Here is a 14352-nt window from a genome sequence, read left to right as displayed (position 1 = left end):
CAGACGGCCTGCGCCGGTCGGCGCCGAAGGCACGGGCTCACCCCTTGACCGCGCCGGTCAACATCCCCTTCTTGAAGTGCTTCTGGACGAAGGGGGACAGGAACGCGACCGGCAGCAGCGCCAGCACCATCACCGCCATCTGCACGGCGAGCGCGGACAGCTCGCCCGCCCTGATGGCCTGCCCCAGCCCCACCGGAGGTTCCTGCTTCTGCACGAGCTGGATCATGACGTTCTGCAGCGGCATCATGTCCTGGTCGCTCAGATAGATCGAGGCGTTGAACCACGCGCTCCAGTACCCGACGGCGTAGAACAGCGTGATCACCGCGATGACGGCCCGCGAGAGCGGGAGCACGATCTGCCACAGGATCCGCCAGTCCCCCGCCCCGTCGATCCGCGCGCTGTCGGTCAGCTCCCGCGAGATGCCCATGAAGAACGCGCGCAGCACCAGGATGTTGAAGACACTGACCGCGCTGGGCAGGATCAGCGCCAGGTACGTGTCAGTCAGCCCCAGCGACTGCACCAGCAGGTACGTGGGGATGAGACCGGCGCCGAAGAACATCGTCGCGAGCAGCAGCATCAGGAACCAGCGGTGCCCGACCGACCCGATGCGCGAGAGCCCGTACGCGGACAGGACGGACACCGTCATCGAGAACACCGTGCCGACGAGGGTGACGCCCAGGCTGACGACGGTGGCCCGGGTGACCTGGCCGCCGCTCAGCAGCTCCTGGTAGGCGATGAAGGTGACGCCGCGGGGGATCACCACCAGCCCGCCGGCCTCGCTGATGGTCTGCTTCGTCGAGAGGCTGGTGACGACGACGATCCACAGCGGGAACAGGACGGCCAGGCAGGCGACGACCAGCACGATGCCCTTGCCCGCGAGCCCGGCGCCGCCGGGCGCCTCCTCCCAGGCGGGTCTCGGCGGGGCCGCCCAGCGGCCGGGCCGCCGCGGGTCCCGGCCGGCCGAACCCGGGTCCTGCCCGGACGCCGTCACGGTCGTGGCACTCATTTCTTGTACACCCCCTGCTCGCCCATGAGATGGGCGACCTTGTTCGCGGCGAGGACGAGGCCGAGACTGACCACGCCCTTGATCAGGCCCGCTGCCGCCGCGTAGCTGAAGTCCTGGTTGCGGACGCCGTTCCACCACACGTAGGTGTCGAGGACCTCCGCCGCGCCCGGCCCCACCGCGTCCCGCTGCAACAGGATCTGTTCGAAGCCGACCGTGAGCGCGTCCCCGACGCGCAGCACGAGGAGCAGGGCGATCACCGGGCGCAGCGCGGGCAGCGTGACGTGCCACATGCGGCGCCACCGCCCGGCCCCGTCCATCGCCGATGCCTCGTACAGGTCGGGGCTGACGGAGGCCAGCGCCGCGAGGAAGACGATGACGCCCCAGCCGGCGTCCTTCCAGACGCCCTCCGCCGTCACCAGGAACTTGAAGATCCCCGGGTCGGTCATGAGGTCGAAGCCCTGGTGGCCGTGCCTGCGCAGGGTCTGCGCGATGATGCCGGCACCGCCGAAGATCTGCTGGAAGACGGTGATGACCAGCACCCAGGAGAAGAAGTGCGGCAGGTAGAGGATCGCCTGGGACACCGCCCGCACCCGGGGCCGGATCACGCTGTTGATGAGCAGCGCGAGCAGGATCGGGACGGGGAAGAAGAGCAGCAGTTGCAGCGCGAAGAGGACGAGGGTGTTGCGGACGGCGTCCCAGAAGGCCGAGTCCTCGAACAGCCGGGAGAACTGCTCGACGCCGACCCAGGGGCTGTGGAAGATCGCGACGAAGCCGTTGTCGCTGACGTACGGGTCGTACTCCTGGAAGGCGACGACGTTGCCCAGGATCGGTATGTAGTTGAAGACGAGGACCAGCAGGACGGCCGGCAGGGTCATCAGGACCAGCGTGCGGTCCCGCCTGAGGCGGACCTTGAGGGTGCCGCCGTTCGCCGCCCTCCTCAGGGCCTTCCGCTCGGCCCTGGTCACCCCGGCGTCGGACGCCTTCGTGCCGGTCGCCCCCGTGTCGGTCACCTCTGCGTCCGCCGGTGCGGCGGAGCGCGAAGTGGTGCTGTGGGCCACCTCGTCACCCCTGCGCGGAGCCGCTGTCGTCCAGCAGCTTCGCGTACCAGTCCCGCAGTCCGTCGCCGCCCTGGCTCTTCCACTCCGACACCGCCTGCTGCATGTCACCGATCTTCTTGCGGCCGCGGACGACGTCGTCCTCCAGCTGCTCGAAGTCGTTCGACAGGTTGGTGTAGCGGGCCGGCTCGATGATCTGGAGCCCGTAGAACGACGACTTCCTGGTGAAGGCGCCCATCCGCTGCTGCCATTCGACCTGGGCCCTGGCGATGTCGGGCCGGTCGGGGTGCGCGATCGTCGAGGCGGGGCTCGCCAGCATCACGAAGGCGTTCAGGACCTCCTGGTTGCCCTTGTCGTTCTTGGTGGGCGTGCCGTCCTCGACCGTGTAGTGCGTGCCCTCGACCCCGTAGTTGGTGAGCATGTACTCCTCGGTGCCGTACGGGGCGGAGGTGACGTTCGCGGCGGCCAGCACGTCACGGATCACGGCCTTCGACGCCTTCTTGTTGACGAAGGCGAAGATGCCCGCGGGGGAACCGGCCCACAGGGTGGGGTCCCCGCCGTCATGGCCGAAGATGTCCATGCCGTCGATGCGGAACTTCTTGTTCTGGGTGGCCTGTTCCGTCGTCTTGCCCCACCAGGTGGAGATGTCGTTGTTGAAGAAGAGGACTTCGCCGGAGGTGAAACGCAGCCCCGCGTCGCCCTGGTTCTGTGCCCTGGCGTCCGGGTGGACGACGCCCGCGGAGTACAGCTTCCGCGTCCACTCCAGCGCTTCGAGGTACTCGTCGGTCTCGACGCGGTAGACCAGCTTGCCGTCGACGCGGTTCCAGCCGAGCGGCTTCTCGCTGCCGGACAGCACCCCGAAGATGTTGAAGGCGGTCCACTTCATGTCGTCGCAGGCCCACACCTTCGCCCTGGCGGCGGTGATGTCCTTGGCCAGGGCGAGGAACCCGGCGGCGGACGTGGGGAGTTCGTACCCCTTGTCGTCGAAGATGTCCTTGCGGTAGTAGGGCACGATGTTGGGGACGTACGAGCTGGGCATCGGCAGGCCGCGCAGTCTGCCGCCGAAGATGGAGCGCTGCCAGGCGTCGGTCGGGACGGCCGCGAGGTTCGGGTAGTCCTTGACCTTGTCGCCGGACAGGTACGGGCCGAGGTCGGCCATCTTGCTGATGATCGCGCTGGGGATCTTGCCGCCCATGTTCCAGCCGGGGATCACCACGACGTCCGGCATGTCGCTGGAGGCGAGGACCGCGCCCAGCTTCTCGTCGTACGTGTTGCCGTCCTGGTTCTGCCAGACGACGTTCGCGCCGATCTTCTCGTTCATCGCCCTGTAGTAGGGGTTGTCGCCCTTCGGCGGTGAGCCCCAGAACGGCGACATGATCCTGATGGTGCTGCCCTTGCCGAGCTTCCCGGACACCGAGGTCTTGAGCTCGTCCTGGACGAGCTTGCCGGTGAACCCCACGGAGGACCCGTTCTTCGACGGGATGTCCGGCGTCACGGCGTTCTGCGCCACGAAGGCGGGAAGGATCTTCTTCGCGTCCTTGCCCGAGGTCGTGCCCTCCTTCGAGCCGCCGTCGGAGCCGCCGCAGGCGGCCAGCAGCGGCATACCGCCGGCCACCGCGGCAGTGGCGACCGCTGTCGAGGCCAGGAAGCTTCTCCGGCCGGGGCCGGGGGCGGAGGTGTTCGGCGTCATTGCGTCAACCCTTCATGGCGCACAGCGGGACACCCGCCGGTGCGGCCGTCGGCTGCGGTCCCGAAGGGAACCGGCCGAGCCGAAGCGGACCCCGGAGGCATGCGCACGTGGGAGCGGCGTCTTCGACAGTTCGAAGACAGTCGAAGCGCTTCGATGTCGCTGCGAGGTTAAGTGAACGCCCGGGGGTGCACAAGAGTCGATTCCAAACATTCCCCGGCGGATCCGTGGCCCGCACCGGGCACCTGCAATCCCTGTGACGGCAGAGGAGATTCGGAGTTGTTGCGTCGAGGTGTCTTGACACCCGGCCATCAGTCGAATCAGCATCGAAGCGCTTCGAAAGCTTTTCGCCGTCTCCCCCCGTCCTCCGTAAAGGGATCCTCGCGTGACTGCACAAACGCCGCCTTTCCGCGACTCGCAGCTGCCGTTCGCGAAGCGCGTCGACGATCTTCTGACGCGGCTCATCCCGGCCGAACGGGTGGCGATGCTGCACCAGTTCGGGCCCGTGGTGGAGCGGCTCGGCATCAACGCGTTCCGCACCGGCCAGGAGGCCCTGCACGGAGTGGCCTGGATGGGGCCCGCGACCGTGTTCCCGCAGGCCGTCGGGCTGGGCGCGACCTGGAACGAGGAACTGGTCCGCCGGGTGGGCGAGGCGGTCTCCACCGAGGTCCGCGCGATGCGCTCCCGCGACGACCGCGTCGGCCTCAACGTCTGGGCGCCCACGGTGAATCTCCTGCGTCACCCGCTGTGGGGCCGCAACGAGGAGGGCTACTCGGAGGACCCGAAGCTGACCTCGGCGATCGCCACCGCGTACACCCGCGGTCTGCGCGGCGACCATCCCGCTCACTGGCGCACGGCCCCGGTCCTCAAGCACTGGCTCGCGCACAACAACGAGACGGACCGGGCCACCGCGTCGAGCTCCGTGCGGCCCCGCGTGCTGCACGAGTACGACCTGCGGGCCTTCCGGGAGACGGTCGAGGCGGGCTCGGTGGCCGGTGTGATGCCCGCGTACAACCTGGTCAACGGCCGCCCCAACCACGTGTCGCCGTACCTGGCCGAGCACCTGCGCGCCTGGACGGACCAGGACCTGCTGGTCTGCTCCGACGCGGGCGCGCCCTCGAACCTCGTCGACTCCGAGCACTACTTCGCCACCCACGAGGAGGCCACGGCGGCGGCGCTGCTCGCCGGCGTCGACAGCTTCACGGACCACGGCACGGACAGCTCGACGATCATCCGCCGGGTGCAAGGGGCTCTGGAGCAGGGCCTGTTGGGTGAGGCCGACGTCGACAGGGCGGTCCGCCGGCAGCTCGCGGTCCGCTTCCGCCTGGGCGAGTTCGATCCCGGCCAGGGCCCGTACGCCGACTGCACGGACTTCGACACCCCGGCCCACCGGGCTCTCGCCCTGGAGGCGGCGGAGCAGGCCGTCGTCCTGCTCAGGAACGACGGTCTGCTGCCCCTCACCCGTGAGGGCGCCCGGATCGCGGTGGTCGGCCTCCTCGCCGACGAGTGCAAGCTCGACTGGTACAGCGGCACCCTCATCCACCGCTCCACACCGCTGGAGGGCCTCTACGAACGCTTCGGCGCCGACCGCGTCGACTTCGCCGAGGGCGTGGACCGCGTACGCCTGCGGACCTCCGACGGTACGTATCTGAGCGTGCCGCCGGCCGACTGGGCGGGCGACGAGGTCCGCGGGGCCGGGGGCGCCCTGGACCCGGCGCTTCTCGCGGGCCGGACCGACCTGCCGCCGCTGACCACCGACGCCGTCGGCACCGCGTTCGCCCTCGCCGACTGGGGCGGGGGCGTCCTCACGCTCCGCGCTCCCGACGGCCGCTACCTCTCGGTCGCCGAGGACGGCTTCGTCCGCGCCTCGGCAAACCAGCCGGGCGGCTGGGTCGTCCAGGAGACGTTCCGTCTGGAACCGCATGACTCCGATGGGGACAAGCACCTCCTGAAGCACCTCGGCACGGGTCGACACGTCTCTGTCACCGCCGGCGGTGTGAAGGTTGCCGACGAGAACCCGGCGGTCGTCGAGCTGGAGATCACGGAGCGCGGCGAGACGGCGGTGGCGCACGTGGCGGCCTCGGCGGACGTCGTCCTCGTGGTCGCGGGCAACGACCCGCACATCAACGGCCGCGAGACGCAGGACCGCAGCACCCTCGCCCTGCCCGCCCACCAGCGACGGCTGCTGGACGCGGCCCGGGCCGCCAACCCGCGCACCGCCCTGATGCTCACGTCCTCGTACCCCTACGCGATCGACACGACGGACCTCCCCGCCGTCCTCTGGACGGCCCACGGCGGCCAGGCGGCGGGCACCGCGCTCGCCCGCGTCCTGGCCGGCGACGTCTCCCCGGCGGGCCGGCTGCCCCAGACCTGGTACGCCTCGGACGCCGACCTGCCCGGCCTGCTCGACTACGACGTGATCGGCAGCCGCCAGACGTACCTGTACTTCGAGGGCACCCCGCTGTTCCCGTTCGGCCACGGCCTGTCGTACGCGTCCTTCGAGTACGGGGACTTCGCGGCGCACGCAGGGGAGGACTCCGTGCGGGTCGGCTTCAGCGTCACCCACCGCGGCGGCACGGCGGCCGACGAGGTGGCCCAGCTCTACGGCCGTCCGGTGGCCCCGTCCGTCCCGCGCCCCCGCCGCGCGCTGCTGGCCCACCGCCGCGTCCGCCTCGCCCCGGGCGCGACCGCCCGGCTCTCCTTCGAACTGCCGCTCTCCGCCTTCGCGTTCTGGGACGTCGCGCACGGTTCCTGGCGACGGGAACCCGGTGCGTACGAGTTCCTCGTGGGCGCGTCCAGCGAGGACATCCGGCTGCGCGGGACGGTCGAGCTGGACGGCACACCCGCCGCCCCCCGCCCGGTCCTCGAACAGGGCCTGCGCGCCGCCGACTTCGACGAGCAGCGGGACGCCGAGATCGTCGACCGTACGAAACTGTCGGGCGACGCGGTGACACCGGCGGGCCCGGCGGCCGGCGAGGGCACGGCCGAACTGACCTACCGGGCCTGCGACTTCGGTGCGGGCGCCCGGTCCGTCACGGTCGAGGTGTCCGGCGGGGGGAGCCTCGACCTCACCCTGGGCGACGGCCGGACGCTCGCACACCTGGCCGTCGGGCCCACGGCGGGACCGTACGCCTACACCACCGTCACGGCCGCGCTCCGTTCACCGGCCGCCGAGGTGCACGACCTCCACGTCACACTGCGCGGCCCGCTGCGCCTCGCGCACATCGGCTTCGGCGGCTGAGCCGGCCTCAGAGGGCGAGCCCCGTGAGGACCAGCACCCGCTCGTAGGTGTAGTCGTCCATGGCGAACCGGACGCCCTCCCGTCCGACGCCGGACTGCTTCACACCGCCGTACGGCATCTGGTCGGCACGGTACGAGGGGACGTCGCCGATCACCACACCGCCCACCTCCAGCGCCCGGTGGGCCCGGAAGGCGGTCTGCAGGTCGTGGGTGAACACCCCGGCCTGCAGCCCGTACGCGGACTCGTTGACGGCGGCGAAGGCGGCGGCCTCCCCCGCCACCTTCTGCACGGTCAGGACGGGCCCGAAGACCTCCTCGCGGGCGATCGTCACTCCGTCCGGTACGCCGGCCAGCACGGTCGGCGCGTACGAGGCACCGTCGCGCTTGCCTCCGGCGAGCAGTTCGGCGCCGGCGCCGACGGCCTCCTCGACCCAGGACTCGACCCGCCTGGCGGCGTCCTCGCTCACCAGCGGACCGACGTCGGTGGCGTCGTCGGACGGGTCCCCGGTCACCTGCGCCTCGACGGCGGCGACGATCCGGGGCAGCAGCCGGTCGTACACCGACGCGTCCGCGACGACCCGCTGCACCGAGATGCAGGACTGCCCGCCCTGGTAGTTGCTGAAGGTCGCGATACGCGTCGCGGCCCACTCCAGGTCCTCGTCGCTCGCCCAGTCGGCGAGCACGACGGCCGCCCCGTTGCCGCCCAGTTCCAGGGTGAGGTGCTTGCGCGGTACGGAGTCCATGATCGCGTAGCCGACCTTGTCGGACCCGGTGAAGGAGATGACGGGCAGCCGCTCGTCGCGCACCAGCGCGGGCATCCTGTCGTTGGGGACGGGCAGCACGGACCAGGAGCCGGCCGGCAGCCCGGTCTCGGCCAGCAGCTCGCCGAGGAGCAGGGCGCTGAGCGGGGTCGCGGGCGCGGGCTTCAGGATGATGGGCGCGCCCGCCGCGATGGCCGGGGCGATCTTGTGGGCGCACAGGTTGAGCGGGAAGTTGAAGGGGGCGATGCCCAGCACGACGCCCTTCGGGAAGCGCCGGGTGAGGGCGAGCCGCCCCTGGCCACCCGGGTCGGTGTCGAGCCGCTGGGCCTCCCCGCCGTTGAACCGGCGGGCCTCCTCGGCCGCGAACCGGAACACGGACACGGCCCGGCCGACCTCGCCGCGGGCCCACTTGAGCGGCTTGCCGTTCTCGGCGCAGATGAGCCGGGCGATCTCCTCGGTCCGCTCCGCGAGGCGCCTGCTCACGTGGTCCAGGGCGGCGGCCCGCACATGGGCCGGCGTGGCGGCGAACTCGTCCCGCACGGCGTACGCGGCCGCGACGGCCTCCTCGACGTCGGCGTCGCCCGGCACGCCGACCCTGCCGACGAGGCGCCCGTCCCAGGGCGACGTGACATCGAAGGCGGTCTCGCCGGCGACCTGGCGCCCGGCGACCCAGAAGGCATGGCTGGAAGTCATGAAGTCCACGGTAGGGCCAGGCCCCCAAGGACCCACTTGTCCAGGAAGGAGCACTGCTCCCCAGCCCCACTCCACTTCGTCGGACACCGCGTATGGGGCACCCACCCAGGGACACCCGCTCAGGGGCGCGGGGAACTGCGCAAAACCCCAGCCCCCACCCACCTGCACCCTCACCCGAGGGCGGCCGGCCTAGCCCCCCGCAGGGGCGGACGTCGCCTTCAGGGCGAGCCACAACTCCATCCGCACGTCCGGATCGTCGAGCGACCTCCCGAGGATCTCCTCCACCCGCCGCATCCGGTACCGCAGCGTGTGCCGGTGCACCCCGAGATCCGCCGCGGCGGCGTCCCACTGCCCGTGCCGCGACAGCCAGGCCCTCAGCGAGGCGACCAGATCCCCCCGCCCGGTCGCGTCGTGCTCGTGCAACGCCCGCAGCAGCCCGTCGGCGAACGCCCGCACCGCGTCGTCCGCGAGCAGCGGCACGACCGACCCCATGGCCACCTCTTCGTGCTCGACCAGCACCCGCCCCCGCCTTCGGGCGACGGACAGCGCCTGCTCGGCCTGCTTGTAGGCGGCCCCGGCGGCGACGGGGCCGGCCGGCGCGGACACCCCCACGACCAGTTCGTCCTCGTCCGTCCCCGACTCCGAGCCGCTCCGCGCGATCCCTACGGTCTCCGCGTACCGCGTGCAGGCGGCGACCACCGCGCCCCCGTCCGCGGCGAGGATCACGACGCGCGACCCGTCGGGTACGACCAGCACGGCCTCGCCGGACCGGGCGGCCTCGAACTCCACGACCTCGACGAGCCCGGCCACCAGGTCGCCCCCGGCGTCGGCGAGCGCGGCCGCGGCCGCCCCGGCGTCCGCCGTGCCGACCGTGTCGGCGCCGTCACCGCTCCCCGCGCCGCCCCCGGCCCGGGCCCGCCCGGCGGACGCCGAGGCGGCCTCGGCGAGCATCATCCGGTAGGGCGCGTCCAGCAGTCCGCCGTACAGGTCTCCGGCGACCCCACGGGCGTGGTCGGGCTGCCCGGCGAGCAGCATCCGCAGCACGGCCGCCCCGATGCGCTGTTCGGCGGCGTACAGGGACCGGGACCGTTCGGTGGTGAGCGTCAGCAGGGCGATCGCGGAGTGCACGGCGTACCGCTCGGCCGTACCGAGCGCGGCCGCGGTCCCGACGGCGAGCGCGCCACGGGCCCGCCGTCCGGTCCCCAGCGAGTGCAGCTCGACCCGGTCCTCGTCGTCCGCGCCGCCGGCCCCGTCGGCTCCCCCGGCACGGCCGCCGCCGACGACGGAACTCGCGGGCGCGGGCCGCTCCCGGAGCCGCTCCACGTCCGCGACGATCCGGGCGGCCCTGCGCCCCGCCCAGTCCGGCGCGGTGGCGACGACGGCACCGGAGGCGTCGTACAGCGCGGTCCAGCCGTCGACCTGTGAGGCGAGCGCGGACAGCAGGCCCTCGGGCCCGTCGTTCAGCGCCTGCTTCGTCAATTCGCGCTGTGCGGCGAACCCTGCGGTCACCGCGCGGTACTGGTCGGCGGCGATGGCCGCGGACACGGCCTTGCTGATGGCGAGGAAGGGGGTGCGCCGAGGGACCTCCAGCAGCGGCAGTCCCTCTTCGGCCGCCGCGTCGGCCAGCGCCTCGGGCAGCCGCTCGTAGTGCACGCCGACGGCGAATCCGAGCCCGGCCACGCCCGCCCCGACCAGCCGCTTCACGTACCGGCGCATGGCGTCGGGGTCCTCGGCGTCCAGGTTGAGCGCGGTGATGAGCAGCAGCTCCCCGCCCTCCATGTACGGCACGGGGTCGGTGAGCTCGCTGGCGTGCACCCAGCGGACGGGGGTGTCCAGTCGGTCCCGGCCCGCGCGCACGGTGAGCTTGAGCGCCGAGTGATGGACGAGCGAGGCGAGCGTGGGGGGCATGGGGCCTTCAGGTCTTCACAGGTTCTTCGACGGTCGCGGACGGGGTGATCTTTTGGCCGTGATGTATGAACGGCCTCTGCCGATTCTGCCTCACCGTACGGTCGGCCGGTGACCATATGTCCGGACGTCCCGCCACGCCCCCGAGGGATGCGGCGCGGCTCAGTTCCCCGGGTCGCGCAGGTCCACCAGCAGCGGAGGCGCGTGCTCCCCTCGCACGCTGGTCAGCGAGAGCACCGCGTGCCCGGCCGGCACCGCGTGCGCCAGCTCGGACGCCGACCAGCGCTCCCGTTCGACCTGCCGCACGGTCACGGCCCGGGCGGTGGGCGCGTTACCGGTGATCACCCGGCGCAGCATGTGGACGGCCTTGCCCGCCGGTGTCTCCGCGATAATCTGCCGGTCGGTGACGTCCCGCGCCTCGATCCACTCCTTGCCCCACACCTCGGCGAAGTCCTGCCCGTCCCACGGGGTGAGTCCGGACAGCGCGACCCGGCACCCGATCGCGCCGAGCAGCGGTGACCGCAGCGGGCGGGGCGCGTCGTCGAGGGTGCGCAGGGTCATCACGACCCCGGCGTTGGCGGACCGCAGCCGCTGGATGCCGCGCACGGCCTCGGGGGTGACGACCCCGGTGGCGTCGTCGAGCACGAGGCAGGCGAACAGGGACCGGTCCTCACGCACCGCGACACTGGCGGCGAACTGGGCGAGCACGAGCCGCGACAGGATCTTCGAGGCGTCGGCGTGCCCGCGCTGGGGCAGGTCGATCCGGACGCGTACGGGATGGTCGAGGGCGCGCAGCGAGAAGGGCCGGGTCTGCCCGGACGTGTCGAAGAAGCCGGCGAAGGCGGGCCGGTCGAGCAGTGCCACCCGGTCCGCGAGCACCCCGCCCACGTCGCCGGGATGGGCCAGCTGCCGCTCCCGCGCGTCGAGTTCCCGCAGCAGCGACTCCTGCCCGCTCCGGGTGAGCGCGTCGCGCAGTGCCGCGAGCGGGCCGGGGGCGCCGTCGAGGAGCTGCCGCAGCTCGGGCACGGACGGGAAGTGTCCGTGGACGGCCCGGTACGGTCCGAGCAGCTGGGCGAGCACGGTGGTGGAGCGCCGGCTGTCCCCGCCGGGGTGCGGGTCGGCGAGATCACCGACGAGTGCCTCGGCGAGCACGGCCGCGGCCTCGTCCGGGTCGGTGGTGCCGCCGTACAGGTCGAGGTCGTACACGGACTCGGGGTTGCCGATCCGCACCACGACGTCGTACGCGTCCACCGGGCCGACCCCCGCCCCCGCGGCGCCGACGACGACCACGGCCGCCCGTCCGGCGAGCGCGTGCAGGCACAGCGACTCGGCGAGCGGCCGGACGACGCCGCCGGTCTTGCCGGATCCGGCGGGTCCGACGGCGAGCAGCGAGGTCCCCAGCAGCTCGGGGCCGAGCGCGAGTCCGGTGCCGCGGTAGGCGTACGGGTTGCGCGGGTCGTCGGCGGTGGTGCCGAGGCGCACCTGTCCCGTGACGAGGTCGTGCCGGGCGAGCCGGCCCGGCAGGTCCCGCTCGCCGGAGGGGTGCGGGCAGGCGGCGGCGCCTTCGCTCAGCACGGCGCCGGTGAAGGTGGCGAGGCTGTGCCGGCCGCTGCGCACGCCCTGCCAGGCGCGGGTGATCCGCGCGTGGTCGACGTCGCGCATGAGCCCGGCGCGGGCGTCGGCGCCGAGCCGTTCGGCGGCCTCGGCGGCACCGGAGGCCCGCAGCGCGTTCCACTCGGCGGGGTCTTCCTCGGGCACGGGCGGCCGGTCGCCGACGGGCGCGGAGCGTCGCCAGGCGGGTGGTCCGTACCGCCGCCAGACCTCGCTCCAGCGGCCGAGCCGGCCGACGCCGATCATGATCGTCATGGCGACGGCCACGTAGTAGGCGTAGACGACCACGACGGAGCCGAAGCTGTGCGGTTCGGCCCAGGAGTCCGGGATCATCGCGTACAGCGGCAGCAGCCACCAGCCGCCGAGGTAGCCGTTCCACAGCAGCGACCAGATCAGCCATCCCACGAGGAACGCGATGAACGCGCCGCTGAGCAGCTGCCGGGCCGGGATCTCCTCCGGTTCCGCCTCGGGCCGGGGCCGGTGCCCGAACCGCCACACGCCCGGCGCGGCCTCGGGCCTCGGGGTCCGCAGCCAGGTGAGGAAGGCGGATCCGTCCGGCAGCGGGGGCACGCCGGGGGCCCGGGCGGGCCGCGGCGGCACCTGGGGCGGTCCGGCCGGCCGGGGCACACGATCGGCGTGTGTGCCCCGTGCGTCGTGCGTGCCGTCGCTGTCCATCGCCTCTGCCACCCCTGACCAGCCGCTCCGTACGTGGTTGCGAGTCAATTTAACGCCCTCCGTAAGGGAGTTCACCGCTCACCCGGCCGGGTACGCGGCGGAGACCGTGGCCGCACCGCCCGCCCCCGCCCGGCCGCGCCCTGTCCAAGTCGGACAAGCGGCGCCGCGGACAACGCCCGGATGGAGCATGCCCGCCCCCCGTCCCCGGCCCTAGCCTGCGAAGAAGGAAACAGAAGGCAGCAGGCCGTTCGCACCACCTCAGGGAGCCCCTCATGAGCGCAGTTCCGCAGGAGCGCCGCATCGTCACCGCCATTCCCGGCCCGAAGTCGCAGGAACTGCAGGCCCGCCGCAGTGCCGCCGTCGCGGCCGGGGTGGGGTCCGTGCTGCCCGTCTTCACGGCTCGGGCCGGCGGCGGCATCCTGGAGGACGTCGACGGGAACCGGCTGATCGACTTCGGCTCCGGCATCGCCGTGACGAGTGTCGGCGCCTCCGCCGAGGCCGTCGTACGCCGGGCCGCCGCCCAGCTCCAGGACTTCACCCACACCTGTTTCATGGTCACGCCGTACGAGGGGTACGTGGAGGTCTGCGAGGCGCTCGCCGAGCTGACGCCGGGGGACCACGCCAAGAAGAGCGCCCTCTTCAACAGCGGCGCCGAGGCCGTCGAGAACGCCGTCAAGATCGCCCGCGCCCACACCAAGCGGCAGGCGGTCGTCGTCTTCGACCACGGCTACCACGGCCGGACCAACCTCACGATGGCGCTCACCGCGAAGAACATGCCGTACAAGCACGGCTTCGGCCCGTTCGCGCCCGAGGTCTACCGCGTCCCGGTGGCGTACGGCTACCGCTGGCCGACCGGCCCGGAGAACGCGGGGCCCGAGGCCGCCGCGCAGGCCATCGACGAGATCACCAAGCAGGTCGGCGCGGACAACGTGGCCGCGATCATCATCGAGCCGGTGCTCGGTGAGGGCGGCTTCATCGAACCCGCGAAGGGCTTCCTGCCGGCGCTCAGCGAGTTCGCGTCCGCCAACGGCATCGTCTTCGTCGCCGACGAGATCCAGTCCGGGTTCTGCCGTACCGGCCAGTGGTTCGCCTGTGAGGACGAAGGCATCGTCCCGGACCTGATCACCACCGCCAAGGGCATCGCGGGCGGGCTGCCGCTCGCCGCCGTGACCGGCCGCGCCGAGATCATGGACGCCGCGCACGCGGGCGGCCTCGGCGGCACCTACGGCGGCAACCCGGTGGCCTGCGCGGGCGCGCTCGGCTCGATCGAGACGATGAGGGAGCTGGATCTCAACGCCAGGGCCAAGGCGATCGAGGAGACGATGAAGGCGCGTCTCGGCGCGATGGCGGAGAAGTTCGACATCATCGGCGACGTCCGCGGCCGGGGCGCGATGATCGCGATCGAACTGGTCAAGGACCGTACGACGAAGGAACCGGACCCGGAGTCGACCGCCGCGCTCGCAAGGGCGTGCCACCAGGAGGGCCTGCTGGTCCTGACCTGTGGCACCTACGGGAACGTGCTGCGCTTCCTGCCTCCGCTGGTGATCGGCGAGGACCTGCTGACCGAGGGACTCGACATCATCGAGCAGGTTTTTGCCCGCATCTGAGCGAGGTCGGTCTCATCGGTTCCGGTCACGGGGGTGCCAGGAGCGGGGCGTGTGAAGAAGGTGTGCGAGGTGCATGGCGGGTGCGGAATCCGTCTGTCGGAGGCCCCCGCCC

General features: G+C 72.3%; 8 protein-coding genes. 2 read left to right on the top strand and 6 right to left on the bottom strand.

Annotation, left to right across the window (positions count from 1 at the left end):
* Window positions 1-37: 37 nt before the first annotated feature.
* From ACFYXC_RS24635 to ACFYXC_RS24625, 3 genes are all read right to left on the bottom strand, one after another.
* The gene (locus tag ACFYXC_RS24635; RefSeq protein WP_389554057.1) at window positions 38-1006 is read right to left on the bottom strand and encodes a carbohydrate ABC transporter permease; all 969 of its coding nucleotides are present in this window, start codon (window positions 1004-1006) and stop codon (window positions 38-40) included.
* Entirely contained in the window at window positions 1003-1971 is a 969-nt protein-coding gene (locus ACFYXC_RS24630; protein ID WP_388911513.1) for an ABC transporter permease, read from the bottom strand. The genes ACFYXC_RS24635 and ACFYXC_RS24630 overlap by 4 nt, the downstream gene beginning before the upstream one ends.
* Window positions 1972-2068: 97 nt before the next feature.
* A complete protein-coding gene (locus ACFYXC_RS24625) occupies window positions 2069-3751 on the bottom strand; it encodes an extracellular solute-binding protein (RefSeq protein WP_389554056.1) in 1683 nt (560 codons plus the stop codon).
* Window positions 3752-4133: 382 nt separating this feature from the next.
* On the opposite strand from ACFYXC_RS24625, the gene ACFYXC_RS24620 reads away from it, so the two are divergent.
* A complete protein-coding gene (locus ACFYXC_RS24620) occupies window positions 4134-6989 on the top strand; it encodes a glycoside hydrolase family 3 C-terminal domain-containing protein (RefSeq protein WP_389554055.1) in 2856 nt (951 codons plus the stop codon).
* Between the two features lie 7 nt (window positions 6990-6996).
* On the opposite strand, the gene ACFYXC_RS24615 is transcribed toward ACFYXC_RS24620, so the two are convergent.
* The 3 genes from ACFYXC_RS24615 to ACFYXC_RS24605 all read right to left on the bottom strand — a co-directional run bounded on the left by ACFYXC_RS24615 (window position 6997) and on the right by ACFYXC_RS24605 (window position 12633).
* Entirely contained in the window at window positions 6997-8442 is a 1446-nt protein-coding gene (locus ACFYXC_RS24615) for an aldehyde dehydrogenase family protein (RefSeq protein ID WP_389554054.1), read from the bottom strand.
* Window positions 8443-8631: 189 nt separating this feature from the next.
* On the bottom strand, window positions 8632-10350 hold the full coding sequence (locus tag ACFYXC_RS24610; protein WP_389554053.1) for a PucR family transcriptional regulator: 1719 nt from the start codon (window positions 10348-10350) through the stop codon (window positions 8632-8634).
* 159 nt (window positions 10351-10509) lie between these two features.
* Window positions 10510-12633 (bottom strand): ATP-binding protein, encoded by a 2124-nt coding sequence (locus ACFYXC_RS24605; protein WP_388911510.1) that lies wholly within the window; start codon window positions 12631-12633, stop codon window positions 10510-10512.
* Between the two features lie 272 nt (window positions 12634-12905).
* On the opposite strand from ACFYXC_RS24605, the gene gabT reads away from it, so the two are divergent.
* Entirely contained in the window at window positions 12906-14240 is a 1335-nt protein-coding gene (gene gabT / locus ACFYXC_RS24600; protein WP_388911400.1) for a 4-aminobutyrate--2-oxoglutarate transaminase, read from the top strand.
* The last annotated feature ends 112 nt before the right edge of the window (window positions 14241-14352 follow it).

The organism is Streptomyces sp. NPDC002701, assembly GCF_042889045.1.
GTDB lineage: Bacteria > Actinomycetota > Actinomycetes > Streptomycetales > Streptomycetaceae > Streptomyces.
The sequence above is the reverse complement of the archived record's forward strand: the minus strand, read 5'-3'. Positions and strand labels throughout refer to the sequence as shown.

What these genes read in the sequence shown, in the direction of transcription:
- ACFYXC_RS24635 (WP_389554057.1), bottom strand. Translation starts at nt 1,006, where the DNA reads ATGAGTGCCACGACCGTGACGGCGTCCGGGCAGGACCCGGGTTCGGCC.
- ACFYXC_RS24625 (WP_389554056.1), bottom strand. Translation starts at nt 3,751, where the DNA reads ATGACGCCGAACACCTCCGCCCCCGGCCCCGGCCGGAGAAGCTTCCTG.
- ACFYXC_RS24615 (WP_389554054.1), bottom strand. Translation starts at nt 8,442, where the DNA reads ATGACTTCCAGCCATGCCTTCTGGGTCGCCGGGCGCCAGGTCGCCGGC.
- ACFYXC_RS24610 (WP_389554053.1), bottom strand. Translation starts at nt 10,350, where the DNA reads ATGCCCCCCACGCTCGCCTCGCTCGTCCATCACTCGGCGCTCAAGCTC.
- ACFYXC_RS24605 (WP_388911510.1), bottom strand. Translation starts at nt 12,633, where the DNA reads ATGGACAGCGACGGCACGCACGACGCACGGGGCACACACGCCGATCGT.
- gabT (WP_388911400.1), top strand. Translation starts at nt 12,906, where the DNA reads ATGAGCGCAGTTCCGCAGGAGCGCCGCATCGTCACCGCCATTCCCGGC.